This window comes from Pseudomonas sp. B21-015 (assembly GCF_024749285.1).
Taxonomy (GTDB): domain Bacteria; phylum Pseudomonadota; class Gammaproteobacteria; order Pseudomonadales; family Pseudomonadaceae; genus Aquipseudomonas.
This window is the reverse complement of record NZ_CP087196.1, coordinates 1,309,164-1,323,148: the sequence shown is the minus strand read 5'-3', so window position 1 is coordinate 1,323,148 and position 13,985 is coordinate 1,309,164. Positions and strand designations below refer to the sequence as shown.

11 protein-coding genes are annotated in these 13,985 nt (G+C 61.3%); 2 read left to right on the top strand and 9 right to left on the bottom strand.

The genetic code is table 11. From position 1 onward, the window contains the following. Positions 1-14: 14 nt before the first annotated feature. The 9 genes from lysS to LOY38_RS06080 all read right to left on the bottom strand — a co-directional run bounded on the left by lysS (position 15) and on the right by LOY38_RS06080 (position 11,232). Positions 15-1,517: a lysine--tRNA ligase gene (lysS, locus tag LOY38_RS06120; RefSeq protein ID WP_258699242.1), complete on the bottom strand. Its 1,503-nt coding sequence runs from the start codon at positions 1,515-1,517 to the stop codon at positions 15-17. 109 nt (positions 1,518-1,626) lie between these two features. After that, a protein-coding gene (gene prfB, locus LOY38_RS06115) for a peptide chain release factor 2 (RefSeq protein ID WP_258699241.1) occupies positions 1,627-2,722 on the bottom strand; the annotation gives its coding sequence in 2 pieces (ribosomal slippage) (positions 1,627-2,649 and positions 2,651-2,722; 1,095 coding nt in all). Between the two features lie 106 nt (positions 2,723-2,828). Beyond that, on the bottom strand, positions 2,829-3,830 hold the full coding sequence (locus tag LOY38_RS06110; RefSeq protein WP_258699240.1) for a PleD family two-component system response regulator: 1,002 nt from the start codon (positions 3,828-3,830) through the stop codon (positions 2,829-2,831). A gap of 48 nt (positions 3,831-3,878) precedes the next feature. Then, positions 3,879-4,889 carry a chemotaxis response regulator protein-glutamate methylesterase gene (locus LOY38_RS06105; protein WP_258699239.1) on the bottom strand — a complete coding sequence of 337 codons (1,011 nt, stop codon included), beginning with the start codon at positions 4,887-4,889 and terminating at the stop codon, positions 3,879-3,881. Next, complete coding sequence (locus LOY38_RS06100) at positions 4,886-7,180, bottom strand: hybrid sensor histidine kinase/response regulator (protein WP_258699238.1); 2,295 nt, start codon at positions 7,178-7,180, stop codon at positions 4,886-4,888. The genes LOY38_RS06105 and LOY38_RS06100 overlap by 4 nt, the downstream gene beginning before the upstream one ends. Further along, positions 7,177-7,860, bottom strand: coding sequence for a chemotaxis protein CheW (locus LOY38_RS06095; RefSeq protein WP_258699237.1), 684 nt, complete (start codon positions 7,858-7,860; stop codon positions 7,177-7,179). Before LOY38_RS06095 ends, LOY38_RS06100 begins: the two co-directional genes overlap by 4 nt. Then, the gene (locus LOY38_RS06090) at positions 7,857-9,137 is read right to left on the bottom strand and encodes a protein-glutamate O-methyltransferase CheR (RefSeq protein WP_258699236.1); all 1,281 of its coding nucleotides are present in this window, start codon (positions 9,135-9,137) and stop codon (positions 7,857-7,859) included. Before LOY38_RS06090 ends, LOY38_RS06095 begins: the two co-directional genes overlap by 4 nt. Then, positions 9,134-9,670, bottom strand: coding sequence for a chemotaxis protein CheW (locus LOY38_RS06085; protein WP_258699235.1), 537 nt, complete (start codon positions 9,668-9,670; stop codon positions 9,134-9,136). The genes LOY38_RS06090 and LOY38_RS06085 overlap by 4 nt, the downstream gene beginning before the upstream one ends. Then, positions 9,670-11,232 (bottom strand): methyl-accepting chemotaxis protein, encoded by a 1,563-nt coding sequence (locus LOY38_RS06080; RefSeq protein ID WP_408980617.1) that lies wholly within the window; start codon positions 11,230-11,232, stop codon positions 9,670-9,672. The genes LOY38_RS06085 and LOY38_RS06080 overlap by 1 nt, the downstream gene beginning before the upstream one ends. A 455-nt stretch (positions 11,233-11,687) precedes the next feature. On the opposite strand from LOY38_RS06080, the gene ydcS reads away from it, so the two are divergent. Together ydcS and LOY38_RS06070 are read left to right on the top strand one after the other, a co-directional pair. Continuing rightward, positions 11,688-12,839 (top strand): putative ABC transporter substrate-binding protein YdcS, encoded by a 1,152-nt coding sequence (gene ydcS / locus LOY38_RS06075; protein WP_258699233.1) that lies wholly within the window; start codon positions 11,688-11,690, stop codon positions 12,837-12,839. A gap of 107 nt (positions 12,840-12,946) precedes the next feature. Then, complete coding sequence (locus LOY38_RS06070; protein WP_258699232.1) at positions 12,947-13,984, top strand: ABC transporter ATP-binding protein; 1,038 nt, start codon at positions 12,947-12,949, stop codon at positions 13,982-13,984. The last annotated feature ends 1 nt before the right edge of the window (position 13,985 follow it).

The following is a 13,985-nucleotide window of genomic DNA, read 5'->3' as shown; positions in this document are numbered from 1 at the left end:
TTTAATTGAAACACTTACGCTTGCGGCCGCATGTGCGGGAACAGGATCACGTCGCGGATCGACGGTGAGTTGGTCAGCAACATCACCAGACGGTCGATGCCGATCCCTTCACCAGCGGTCGGCGGCATGCCGTACTCCAGCGCGCGAACGAAGTCGGCGTCGTAGTGCATGGCTTCGTCGTCGCCAGCGTCCTTGTCGGCCACCTGCGCCATGAAACGCTCGGCCTGATCTTCCGCATCGTTCAACTCGGAGTAGGCGTTGGCGATTTCACGGCCGCCGATGAACAGTTCGAAACGGTCGGTGACGCTCGGGTTCTCGTCGTTACGACGGGCCAGCGGCGACACTTCGAACGGGTACTGGGTGATGAAGTGCGGCTGCTCCAGCTTGTGCTCGACCAGTTCTTCGAAAATCATCACCTGCAGTTTGCCCAGACCTTCAAAGCCGAGCACCTTGGCGCCGGCCTTCTTGGCGATGGCGCGGGCCTTGTCGATGTCAGTCAGGTCGGCAGCGGTCAGCTCCGGGTTGTACTTGAGAATCGAGTCGAACACCGACAGACGCACGAACGGCTCGCCGAAGTGGAACACCTTGTCGCCGTAAGGCACGTCGGTGCTGCCCAGAACCAGCTGAGCCAATTCGCGGAACAGCTCTTCGGTCAGGTCCATGTTGTCTTCGTAGTCGGCGTAAGCCTGGTAGAACTCCAACATGGTGAATTCAGGGTTGTGACGGGTCGAAACGCCTTCGTTACGGAAGTTGCGGTTGATCTCGAACACCTTTTCAAACCCACCAACAACAAGCCGCTTGAGGTACAGCTCAGGCGCAATGCGCAAGAACATTTCCATGTCCAGCGCGTTGTGATGCGTCTCGAACGGCTTGGCCGCCGCGCCGCCTGGAATGGTTTGCAGCATCGGTGTTTCCACTTCCAGGAAGTCACGCTTCATCAGGAAGCTGCGGATGTGCGCAATCACTTGCGAACGCACGCGGAAGGTCTGGCGCACATCTTCGTTGACGATCAGGTCAACGTAACGCTGACGGTAGCGCTGTTCGGTGTCGGTCAGGCCGTGGTGCTTGTCCGGCAGCGGGCGCAGCGACTTGGTCAGCAGGCGCACGCTGGTCATTTCGACGTACAGGTCGCCTTTGCCGGAACGCGCCAGGGTGCCTTCGGCTGCAATGATGTCGCCCATGTCCCAGGTTTTCACCGCGGCCAGGGTTTCTTCGGACAGGGTTTTACGGTTGACGTAAACCTGAATCCGCCCGGTCATGTCCTGAATCACCATGAACGAGCCACGGTTGAGCATGATGCGACCCGCCACCTTGACCGGAATTGCAGCCTCTGCCAGCTCTTCCTTGGTCTTGTCCGCGTACTGTTTCTGCAAATCTTCGCAGTAATTGTCGCGGCGGAAGTCGTTGGGGAAGGCATTGCCTTTGGCGCGCTCGGCAGCAAGCTTTTCCTTGCGCAGGGCGATCAGGGAGTTTTCTTCCTGTTGCAGGGCTTGCGGGTCGAGTTGTAGGTCGCTCATGTCTTTAAATATTCCATCAGGTTCGTTGTCCCCAGCCTTCGGCTGGGGATCGCGGGCAAGCCCGCTCCCACAGGATCGCGGTGAATCAGGCGATCCTTTGTTGCATGTCTTACAAGCCTTGTTTCAGGCTCGCCACCAGGTATTCGTCGATGTCGCCGTCGAGCACCTTGTCGCAGTCGCTGCGTTCGATGTTGGTACGCAGATCCTTGATCCGCGAGGCATCGAGCACATACGAACGGATCTGGTGACCCCAGCCGATGTCCGACTTGGTGTCTTCCAGGGCCTGGGAAGCAGCGTTGCGTTTCTGCACTTCCTGCTCGTACAAGCGCGCCCGCAACATTTTCATCGCGGTGTCTTTGTTGGCGTGCTGGGAGCGTTCGTTCTGGCAGCTGACCACGGTATTGGTCGGTACGTGGGTAATCCGTACGGCCGAGTCGGTGGTGTTTACGTGCTGACCACCGGCACCGGAGGAGCGGTAGGTGTCGATGCGCAGGTCCGACGGGTTGATGTCGATTTCGATGTTGTCATCGATTTCCGGCGACACGAACACGGCCGAGAACGAGGTGTGACGACGGTTGCCGGAGTCGAACGGGCTCTTGCGCACCAGACGGTGCACGCCGATTTCGGTGCGCAGCCAGCCAAAGGCGTATTCGCCCTTGATGTGCACGGTAGCGCCCTTGATACCAGCGACTTCACCGGCCGACAGTTCCATGATGGTCGCGTCGAAACCGCGTTTATCCGCCCAGCGCAGGTACATGCGCAGCAGGATGTTGGCCCAGTCCTGAGCCTCGGTACCGCCGGAGCCGGCCTGGATGTCCAGGTAGGCGTTGTTCGGGTCCATCTCGCCGCTGAACATGCGACGGAACTCGAGCTTCTCGAGGGCTTCGCGCAGGCGCTCCACTTCAAGGGCTACGTCGTCGACGGCGGCCTGGTCTTCTTCCTCGGCAGACATCAACAGCAGGTCTTTGGCATCGGCCAGACCGCTGGACATTTCATCGAGGGTTTCTACGATCTGAGCCAGCAGCGAACGCTCGCGACCCAGGTTCTGAGCGTACTCAGGGTTACTCCAGACACTCGGATCTTCAAGCTCGCGATTGACTTCAGTCAGACGCTCATGCTTTTGATCGTAGTCAAAGATACCCCCGAATAGTTTCGGAGCGCTCGGACAGGTCCTTGATACTGTTAAGGATCGGGTTGATTTCCATGGCGGGCAGCACTCGTTGGCGAACTTTTGAAAGCCGGCGAGTATAACGTAATCAAGCTGTCACGGCAGCCCGCCTGGCGGCTTTAGCGGCGAATGAACCTGATGGTTCATTCGATCCCCACCTGATTGCGCCCATTGTTCTTCGCCAGGTACAGCCCCTTGTCCGCCGCCGAGATCAATTGCCGGCAGTCGCTGCCCGGCTGCGGGATCATGGTCGACAGGCCGATGCTGATGGTCAGGCTCGAACCTTCGGTCGGGAAAGTGTGCGGGATCTTCAACCCGGCCACGGTCTGGCGCAGTTTTTCCGCCACCAGCCGCGCACCGCCCGGCGAAGTGTTGGGCAGGACCAGAACGAACTCTTCGCCGCCGTAACGGGCCGGCAGGTCCGATGGCCTGGCGCTGGCATCGCGAATCGCCGTGGCGACTTTGCGCAGGGCTTCATCGCCTTCGAGGTGGCCAAAACTGTCGTTGTAGGACTTGAAGTAATCGACATCGATCATCAGCAACGACAATTGCGTCTGATCACGCAGCGAACGCCGCCACTCCAGCTCCAGGTATTCATCGAAATGCCGGCGGTTCGACAGCCCGGTCAGGCCGTCGGAGTTCATCAAGCGTTGCAGCACCAGGTTGGTGTCGAGCAACTGCTGCTGGCTGACCCGCAACGCGCGGTACGCCGCGTCACGTTGCAGCAGGGTCATGTAGGAGCGCGAGTGATAACGGATGCGCGCCACCAGTTCGATATTATCCGGCAGTTTGACCAGGTAATCGTTGGCGCCTGCGGCGAACGCCGCGCTCTTGATCAGCGGGTCTTCCTTGGTCGACAGGACAATGATCGGAATGTCCTTGGTCGCCGGGTGATTGCGGTATTCGCGCACCAGGCTCAGGCCGTCGAGGCCGGGCATGACCAGGTCCTGAAGGATCACCGTCGGCTTGATGCGGACCGCCTGGGCGATGGCCTGGTGCGGGTCGGCGCAGAAATGGAAGTCGATGTTTTCTTCGTTCGACAGACCACGCCGCACCGCCTCGCCGATCATCGCCTGATCGTCCACCAACAGCACCATGGCGGCGTTTTCGTCGGTTTTGAAATCGTCGAGCTGTAAATCATTCATGTGCGGTCACCTGAGTACTGCCTGGGCCACGATTGCTGCTAATGATAGTCATTTTTGGAAAATCTCCAGCAATCGTGGCGCTATCTTGTCCAGTGGGCGAACTTCCACGGCCGCGTCGATGGCCGCGGCCGCCTTCGGCATGCCGTACACCGCACTGCTTTGCTGGTCCTGAGCAATGGTCAGGTAGCCCTGTTGGCGCATGAGTTTAAGCCCCTGGGCGCCGTCGCGCCCCATACCGGTCAGCAGAACGCCCACGGCGTCACCGCTCCAGTAACTGGCCACACTCTCGAAAAACACATCGATCGAAGGCCGATAGATTTCGTTGACCGGTTCGGCGGTGTAGGCCAACGTGCCGTTTTTCAGCAGGCGAATATGGTGATTGGTACCGGCCAGCAGGACCGTGCCGCTTTGCGGCGGCTCGCCTTCCTGGGCCAGGCGCACGTCCAGGCCGCTGGCGCTGGCAAGCCATTCGGCCATACCGGCGGCGAACACCTGATCCACATGCTGGACCAGCACAATGGCCGCCGGAAAATCTCGGGGCAGGCCCTTGAGCAGCACTTCCAGCGCCGCCGGTCCGCCGGCGGATGAACCGATGGCCACCAGGCGCTGGCGCGAGGCCGAGTTGCGGTGCGGGCTCGGTGCCGATCGCACCCGATTGCTGTGGTCACCGATCAGCCAGCCAATGTTGATGATCTTGCGCAGCAGCGGTGCGGCGGCTTCCTGAGCATTGCCGGCCCCGATCGCCGGGGTATCCACCACATCCAGCGCGCCATAGCCCATGGCTTCGAACACCCGGTGCACGTTTTGCTGGCGGTCGACGGTGACAATGACAATCGCGCACGGGGTTTCGGCCATGATCCGCCGGGTCGCTTCCACGCCGTCCATCAATGGCATGATCAAATCCATCAGGATCAGATCCGGGGTGTATTCGGCGCAACGTTGCACTGCCTCGGCGCCGTTGCCGGCGACCCAGACCACCTCGTGCGCCGGCTCGAACGCCAGCGCGCGGCGCAAGGCCTCTACCGCCATGGGCATGTCATTGACGATAGCGATTTTCATGCCCGCGCCCCTCCAATGAGCTCAACCACGGCATCCAGCAACGCGTCATCATGAAAACTGGCCTTGGCTAGATAATAGTCGGCGCCGGCGTCCAGTCCACGGCGACGGTCTTCTTCGCGGTCCTTGTAGGACACCACCATTACCGGCAGCGATTGCAGGCGATTGTCACGGCGCAATAAAGACACCAGCTCGATGCCGTCCATGCGCGGCATGTCGATGTCGGTGATCAGCAGATCGAAATCCTCCGAACGCAAGGCATTCCAGCCATCCATACCGTCCACCGCCACAGCGACGTCGTAGCCGCGATTGAGCAGCAATTTACGCTGCAACTCACGAACGGTCAGCGAATCGTCTACCACCAGAATCCGTTTACGCGCCGCTTCGACGGCCTGATCGGGGTGCCGGGCAATGCGCTCCAGACGCCCGGTATTGAGCAGTTTGTCCACCGAGCGCAGCATGTCTTCGACGTCGACGATCAGCACCACCGAGCCATCGTCGAGCAAGGCCCCGGCGGAAATGTCCTGCACCTTGCCCAGGCGCTCGTCCAGCGGCAGCACCACCAGCGTTCGCTCGCCAATAAACCGCTCGACCGCCACCCCATAGATCGCCTCGCGCTCGCGGATGACCACCACTTTTAGGGTCTGCGCGCTGTTCTGGCTCGCCGGGCGCTGCAACAGCTGACTGGCGGCGACCAACCCGACATGCCGGCCTTCGTACCAGAAGTGCTGCCGGCCTTCGACCTGCACGATGTCTTCCGGCTCCAGGTCGCACATGCGCTCGATATGCGCCAGCGGGAAGGCATACGCCTCGTCACCGACTTCCACCACCAGACTGCGCACCACCGACAGCGTCAGCGGCACTTCCAGATGAAAGCGACTGCCCGCCCCCGCCGTTTGCGCCAGCACCACGGCGCCGCGCAACTGACGGACCATGTGCTGAACCGCATCGAGCCCGACGCCGCGCCCGGACACTTCGGTGACCGCATCGCGCAGGCTGAACCCCGGCAGAAACAGGAACGTCAGCAGTTCTTCTTCGCTCAGTTGGGCGGCCGTCTCGGCTGGGGATAACTGCCGCTCGACAATAGTGCGGCGGACCTTTTCCAGGTCGACGCCATTGCCGTCATCGCTCAGTTCCAGCACCAGCAGACCGGCCTGATGCGACACTCGCAAACGGATCAGGCCCTCTTCCGGCTTGCCCGCCAAGAGCCGTTGTTCCGGGGTTTCGATGCCATGATCCACCGCATTGCGCAGCAGGTGCGTCAGCGGCGCTTCGAGTTTTTCCAGTACGTCGCGGTCGACTTGAGTCTTTTCGCCCTCGATCTCCAGCCGCACCTGTTTGCCAAGGTTGCGGCCGAGATCGCGGACCATGCGCACTTGCCCGCTCAGCACGTCGGCGAACGGCCGCATGCGACAGGCCAGCGCGGTGTCATACAACACCTGTGCGCGCTGGCTGGCGTGCCAGGCGAACTCGTCCAGCTCAGCGTTTTTTTCCACCAGCAATTGCTGGGATTCAGCCAGCAATCGACGGGCATCGCCCAAGGCTTCCTGAGCTTCGAGGCTCAAGGCATGGTCCTTGAGATGGACGTTGAGGCTTTCCAGCGCCCGCAGGCCATTGCTCTGCATGCGTTTAAGGCGCTGCATGGTGGCCAGGTGCGGCTTGAGCCGCTGGGTTTCCACCAGGGACTTACTCGACAGGTCGAGCAGGCTGTTCAAGCGCTCGGCGGTGACGCGCAATACGCGTTCGCCACTGTCAGTGGTGCGTCTAGTCTGGGGCGCAGGCTCGGCGGGCGCTGCCGGGGGTGCTTCGACGGGTGCTTGGGCGGCAGGAACGGGCGGCTCGACCCTGGGTGTCGGCGGTTCGAGCTGAGGTTCTGCCATCGGCGGCGCGATGGGGACAGCCGCCATGTGTTCAAGCAGCCGTCCCATCAAGACGACGTAAGCTTCGATATCCGCAGGCGCTGGAGCGTTGCCCGGCGTCGCAATCCGCGTCAGCAGATCGGTGCCTTGTAACAGCGCATCAATGTGTTCGGGCCGCAGGTACAGGCGTCCTTCCTGGGCGCTGACCAGGTAATCTTCCATCACATGGGCAACGCTGACCCCGGCATCGACGCCGACAATCCGCGCCGCGCCCTTGAGCGAATGGGCCGCGCGCATGCACGATTCAAGATAATCGGCCTGGGTCGGATCGCGTTCAAGCGCCAAAAGACCTGCGCTCAGCACCAGGGTCTGGGCCTCGGCTTCCAGGCTGAACAGTTCCAGCAAAGAGGCGTCACGCATTTGCTCGGGGGTCATGTGAGGCTCCGGGTCACGGCGGACAGCAGCTGTTCTTCATCCAGCCAACGCAGGCTGCGACCTTTGAATTGCAAGACGCCACGGGTGTATTTGGCGCTGGACTGAGTACCGGACTGAGACGCGGCATCGAGAATGCGCTCGTCGATGGCATGAATCCCGTCCACTTCGTCCACCGGCACCACCACCGGCCCGCCATGGGCGGCGATGATCAGCATCCGTGGCATCACCCGCGCGCCGGACACCACACCACTGGTGCCGTCGAGCCCCAGCAGCTCCACCAGCGACAGGCACGCCACCAAGGAACCGCGCACATTCGCCACGCCGAGCAACGCCCGGGAGCGCTGATGCGGCAAGGAGTGAATCGCCTGCAGCGGCGCCACTTCGACCAGGCTGCGGGTGGCCAGGCCCAACCATTCTTCGCCGAGACGAAACATCAGCAGCGAGCGGGTTTTCACATCGTTCTCGACCACCGTCGAGACTTGCCCACGGTCGTCCTGCTGCAAGGCGTAGCGGTCGAGCAAGCGTGTGGCGGCAGCTGAATACACTGCGCAGTTACGGCAATGAATGTGCTCGCTCAGCAGCGGGCAGGTCCTGTCGCCATGGATACCGATGCGGTTCCAGCAGTCGTCGATGGCTTGGGCATCTTCATGGGTGACGCTCAAAATGTCGGAGACGTTCATCGTTTACGCTCACTGTCAGCGGCGCGCTCGCTGCGGGCAGCGCGGGCCTGCAATCGTCTGGCACCGGCCGTGTCGCCCTGGGACTGCAGCAAGGTGGCCAGGTGCATCAACGCATCGGGGTGTTGCGGCTCGAGGTACAACGCCTTGCGATAAAACCCCTGGGCCTCCAGGGCGCTGCCCGCAACATCGCTGAGCAGCCCCAGCCAATAGAACACCTGGGCCACCGGCTCGTGACTGCGTAAATAGCTTTCGCACGCGGCACGGGCCTCGGCGCTTTTGCCTTCGTTGGCCAGCGCGGCGATGTTCGCCAGCAGCGTGGCAGAGTCCGAAGGGATAGCTTTCGAAGGGCTGGCATTGGGAGCTTGAGGCATCGGTACGACCGTCGCGAAAGGCCGACTGCGCACCGGCGGCGGTGTCACGCTGCGCACCGGTTGTTGCACCGGCAGCGGCATCGGCTCGAAGGTCGCAAGTGGTTCGGGCGTACTTTGACGACTGAAGGCAAACGACTGCGGGATACCGATCGAGCGCATGCCGAAACGGCCCAGCAGACTGCCCTCCGCCGGGCCGATAAACAGCACGCCATCGACGTGGGTCAGGCGTTTGAGCACTTCGAATACCTGCTGCTGGGTCGGCTGATCGAAATAGATCAGCAAATTGCGACAGAACACGAAGTCATAGGGCGGCTCATTGGCCAGCAACGTCGGATCGAGCAGATTGCCGACCTGCAAACGCACCTGTTCAAGCACGCGCCCGCTGAGGCGATAGTTGTCGTTTTCAGCCGTGAAATGGCGCTCGCGAAACTCGATGTCCTGGCCCCGAAACGAATTCTTGCCGTACAGCGCGAGCCTGGCCTTTTCCACCGACAGCGGGCTGACATCCATGCCGTCAACCTTGAACTGGTGCGGTGCCAGGCCGGCATCGAGCAATGCCATGGCGATCGAGTACGGCTCTTCGCCGGTGGAGCACGGCAGGCTGAGTATCCGCAAGGCGCGCATGTTATTGATCGCCGTCAGCCGCTTGGCCGCCAGCTTCGCCAGCGTGGCGAAGGATTCCGGGTAACGGAAAAACCAGGTCTCGGGAACGATCACCGCTTCGATCAGCGCCTGTTGTTCGTCCCACGAGCCCAGCAAGGTGTGCCAGTACTCATCGGCCGTCAGCGCCCGAGCCGCCGTGCAGCGCTGGCGCACCGCGCGTTCGATGATCGCCGGGCCGACCGAGCCCACATCGAGGCCAATACGCTCTTTGAGGAAATCAAAAAACCTTTGATCGCTGCTCATCCCTGCTCCTCAAACTGCGCCAGATCCAGCGGCGGCGAGGGAAACAATAAGGCTCGAACCTGTTCGTCCAGCAAATCGGCAACCCGTACCCATTGCAGCAAACCCTGGGCATCTTCACGCACCGGGCCCAGGTACGGCGCCTGGCGATTGTCCAGGCCATAAGGCTGAAAGTCCGCCGGGTTGCAACGCAACGTGTCGGTGGCCTGTTCCAGAATCAGCCCGAGCAACTGCGCAGGCGTCGCCTCATCCGGCCGATAGTGCACCAGCACCAGCCGCGTGCTGGTGCGGACCTGGGCCGCTTGGCCGAACGTCAGGGCGCTGAGGTCGATCACCGGCACCACCGCGCCGCGATAGGCGAACACCCCCGCCACCCAGTCCGGCGCCCGGGGAATGGGTTTCAACGGCAGCTGTGGCAACACTTCGGCCACCTCGATGGCCTGCAAGGCGTAACGCTCGTCGCCGATGTGGAACACCAAAAACAACGACTGCTTCGCCGGCATCGCCGCGCCGCGTTTGACCGCGAGCTCGCTCATCAGACTTTGAATCGCGAGACGCCGCCACGCAGCCCCACGGCCACCTGGCTCAGTTCATCGATGGCGAAACTGGCCTGACGCAGAGACTCGACGGTCTGGCTGCTGGCATCGCCCAACTGCACCAGCGCGTGGTTGATCTGCTCGGCACCGGTGGCCTGGGCCTGCATGCCTTCGTTGACCATCAACACCCTTGGTGCGAGCGCCTGCACCTGATGAATGATCTGCGACAGCTGCTCACCGACCTGCTGCACCTCGGACATGCCACGGCGCACTTCCTCGGAGAACTTGTCCATGCCCATGACCCCGGCCGACACCGCCGACTGGATCTCACGCACCATCTGCTCGATGTCATAGGTGGCCACCGCGGTCTGGTCCGCCAGACGCCGCACTTCGGTGGCGACCACGGCAAACCCGCGACCATATTCGCCGGCCTTCTCGGCTTCGATCGCCGCGTTCAGGGACAACAGGTTGGTCTGGTCGGCGACTTTGACGATGGTCACCACTACCTGATTGATGTTGCCGGCCTTCTCGTTGAGGATCGCCAGTTTGGCGTTGACCAGATCCGCTGCGCCCATCACCGAGTGCATGGTGTCTTCCATGCGCGCCAGGCCCTGTTGGCCGGAGCCGGCCAGCACCGACGCCTGATCGGCGGCGGTGGAGACTTCGGTCATGGTCCGCACCAGGTCCCGCGAGGTGGCGGCAATTTCACGGGAGGTCGCACCGATTTCGGTGGTGGTGGCCGCGGTTTCGGTCGCGGTGGCCTGTTGCTGCTTGGAGGTCGCGGCGATTTCCGTGACCGACGTGGTGACCTGCACCGAGGAGCGTTGGGCCTGGGACACCAGCGAGGTGAGTTCGGTCATCATGTCGTTGAAACCGGTTTGCACCGCGCCGAACTCGTCTTTGCGCGCCAGATCCAATCGCCCGCTCAAGTCGCCGCTGCGCATGACTTCCAGAACGCTCACGATCCGGCTCATTGGCGCCATGATCGCGCGCATCAACAGCCAGCCGCACAACCCGGCGACAAACATCGCGACCAGCAACGACAGGCCCATGCTGATCTTGGCGGCGGTCACCGCATCGCTGATGGTCTGAGCCGCTTGCTCAGCCTGCTCACGATTTTGTTCGATGATGTTGTTCAAATGCTTGCGGCCGTCGAGCCACGCCGGCGTCAGCTCTTGATCGAGCAACACCCGCGCCCCTTCGTAGTCTTTGCGTTGATAGAGGCCCAGGACTTTCGCCAATACCTGGTTGAAGGTTTGATGATTAGCCTCGAACTCGTCGAAAGAAGCCTGGTCGGCAGGATCGGTGATGAGCTTCTGATAATTCTGAATTTCCTCACGCAGATGCTGTTCGAAACCTGCGTACTTCGCCTGGTCCTCGGCGGTCATTTCCCGATGCTGGGAGAGGCCGACGAGCTGCTGGGTCACGACGTAACTGTCGACCCAGCCACCGCGGATCATGGAGCTGTAATAAACGCCCGGAACCGCGTCGGTTTGGACCTTTTCTGTGTTGGCGTCGATCTTGATCAGCCGAGAAAAAGACACCACGACCATCAACAGCATGATCGCGATAATCACCGCAAAGCTCACCAAAATGCGTTGGCGCAACGTCCAGTTCTTCACAGTCAGTCCTCGGTGCGGATCAAATTTCGGGGGAGTATAGCCGAGGGCCTGTGGGAGCTGTGATGCACAGACTGTGTGTTCACTGCAGATCTACTGTGGGAGCGGGCTGCCGAGGTCGCCGGATGCTTTGTTCTGGGCGCCTCTCGATGAGAGCGCTTCCAGATGTTGCTCACTTTTAGGCAAACGGGCGGGAACGCACCCTCTCAATCTATTTCATCAAATCCAGCCTTAGAGATTTGTCGACCGTGAGACCGCGCACTAGGCTGGATAAATCCACAAGACAGCCCGGCCTCAGTCAGCCTCTCACAAAGCGCACTAAGCTAATAACAAGCCACTCACGGCGCATCACCCCGTTCAACGCTGTCCCGATCCTAATTAAAGAAGAGGGAAACCCCATGTTCGTGCACAAGACCGCACTGCTCAGTGCAATCACCACAGCATTGCTGGCCAGCGCCAGCCTGCAGGCCGCCGAACCGCTGAAAGCCGTCGGTGCCGGCGAAGGTCAGCTGGATATCGTCGCCTGGCCCGGCTATATCGAACGGGGCGAAACCGACAAGGCCTACGACTGGGTCAGCGCTTTCGAGAAGGAAACCGGTTGCAAGGTCAACGTCAAGACCGCCGGCACATCCGATGAAATGGTCAGCCTGATGGCCAAGGGCGGTTACGACCTGGTGACCGCGTCTGGCGATGCCTCCTTGCGCCTGATCGCCGGCAAGCGTGTCCAGCCGATCAACACCGCACTGATCCCCAACTGGAAGAATCTCGATCCGCGCCTGAAGGATGCACCGTGGTACGTGGTCGACAAGCAGACCTACGGCACCCCGTACCAATGGGGCCCGAATGTGCTCATGTACAACACCAACGTGTTCAAACAGCCGCCGACCAGCTGGGGCGTGATACTCGAAGAGCAGAAGCTGCCCGACGGCAAATCCAACAAGGGCCGCGTGCAGGCGTATGACGGCCCGATCTACATCGCGGACGCGGCGCTGTACCTGAAAACCGTCAAGCCGGAACTGGGCATCAAGGACCCTTACCTGCTCGACGAAAAACAGTACAAGGCCGTGCTCGATCTGCTGCGCAGTCAACAAAAGCTGATCCACCGCTACTGGCACGACACCACCGTGCAGATGAGCGATTTCAAGAACGAAGGCGTGGTGGCTTCCAGCTCCTGGCCGTATCAGGTCAACGGCCTGATGAACGAGAAACAGCCGATCGCCTCGACCATCCCCAAAGAAGGCGCAACCGGGTGGGCCGACACCACCATGTTGCATGCCGAAGCCAAACACCCGAACTGCGCTTACAAGTGGATGGACTGGTCGCTCACGCCGAAGGTCCAGGGCGATGTGTCCGCCTGGTTCGGTTCGCTGCCGGCGGTCCCGGCGGCGTGTAAGGCAAGCGAACTGCTGGGTGCCGAAGGTTGCAAGACCAATGGTTTCGACCAGTTCGACAAGATCGCTTTCTGGAAAACCCCACAGGCTGAAGGTGGCAAGTTTGTGCCTTATAGCCGCTGGACCCAGGATTACATCGCGATCATGGGCGGCCGTTAAGCCCTCTTCGCGAGCAAGCCCGCTCCCACATTTGATCGCATTCCCCTGTGGGAGCGGGCTTGCTCGCGAAGCTTTTAAAGATTTCAGTTTTCTGGAGCACCGCACCCATGACGCTTGCAGTCCAGTTCACCAACGTTTCCCGTCAGTTCGGCGAGGTGAAGGCCGTTGACCGGGTTTCCATCGATATCCAGGACGGCGAGTTCTTTTCCATGTTGGGCCCTTCCGGCTCGGGCAAAACCACCTGCCTGCGCCTGATTGCCGGTTTCGAACAACCGAGCGCCGGCTCCATCCGTATTCATGGCACCGAAGCTGCCGGGGTGCCGCCGTATCTGCGGGACGTGAACACCGTGTTCCAGGATTACGCCCTGTTCCCGCACATGAACGTTCTAGACAACGTCGCCTACGGTTTGAAAGTCAAAGGCGTCGGCAAGACCGAACGCCATAAACGTGCCGAAGAAGCCCTCGAGATGGTCGCCCTCAGTGGCTACGGCGAGCGCAAACCGGTTCAACTTTCCGGCGGTCAGCGCCAGCGTGTGGCCCTGGCCCGCGCATTGGTCAATCGCCCTCGCGTGTTGTTGCTCGACGAGCCCTTGGGCGCCCTCGACCTGAAGTTGCGCGAGCAAATGCAAGGCGAGCTGAAGAAACTGCAACGCCAACTCGGCATCACCTTTATCTTCGTCACCCACGACCAGACCGAAGCGCTGTCGATGTCCGACCGCGTGGCCGTGTTCAACAAGGGCCGCATCGAACAGGTCGACACGCCGCGCAACCTCTATATGAAGCCGGCGACCACCTTCGTCGCCGAGTTCGTCGGCACGTCCAATGTGATTCGCGGCGATCTGGCGCGGCAGTTGAGTGGCAATCCACAGCCGTTTTCGATTCGCCCGGAACACGTGCGTTTCGCCGAAGGCCCGCTGGCCAGCCACGAAATCGAAGTCAGCGGCCTGCTGCACGACATCCAGTACCAAGGCAGCGCCACCCGCTATGAATTGAAGCTGGAAAACGGCCAGACCCTGAACATCTGCCAGGCCAACGTCCAGTGGCTGGACGTCAGCGCGCAACATCAGACCGGGCAACGCATCAGCGCTCGCTGGGCGCGCGAGGCGATGACTCCGCTGCACGACAATGTTGTGGGCGGGGTGTGAG

Bases quoted from the DNA above. Each gene is read 5' to 3' on its own strand.
- lysS (WP_258699242.1), bottom strand. From the start codon at position 1,517: ATGAGCGACCTACAACTCGACCCGCAAGCCCTGCAACAGGAAGAAAAC.
- LOY38_RS06110 (WP_258699240.1), bottom strand. From the start codon at position 3,830: ATGAATGATTTACAGCTCGACGATTTCAAAACCGACGAAAACGCCGCC.
- LOY38_RS06105 (WP_258699239.1), bottom strand. From the start codon at position 4,889: ATGAAAATCGCTATCGTCAATGACATGCCCATGGCGGTAGAGGCCTTG.
- LOY38_RS06100 (WP_258699238.1), bottom strand. From the start codon at position 7,180: ATGACCCCCGAGCAAATGCGTGACGCCTCTTTGCTGGAACTGTTCAGC.
- LOY38_RS06095 (WP_258699237.1), bottom strand. From the start codon at position 7,860: ATGAACGTCTCCGACATTTTGAGCGTCACCCATGAAGATGCCCAAGCC.
- LOY38_RS06090 (WP_258699236.1), bottom strand. From the start codon at position 9,137: ATGAGCAGCGATCAAAGGTTTTTTGATTTCCTCAAAGAGCGTATTGGC.
- LOY38_RS06085 (WP_258699235.1), bottom strand. From the start codon at position 9,670: ATGAGCGAGCTCGCGGTCAAACGCGGCGCGGCGATGCCGGCGAAGCAG.
- LOY38_RS06080 (WP_408980617.1), bottom strand. From the start codon at position 11,232: ATGCTGTTGATGGTCGTGGTGTCTTTTTCTCGGCTGATCAAGATCGAC.
- ydcS (WP_258699233.1), top strand. From the start codon at position 11,688: ATGTTCGTGCACAAGACCGCACTGCTCAGTGCAATCACCACAGCATTG.
- LOY38_RS06070 (WP_258699232.1), top strand. From the start codon at position 12,947: ATGACGCTTGCAGTCCAGTTCACCAACGTTTCCCGTCAGTTCGGCGAG.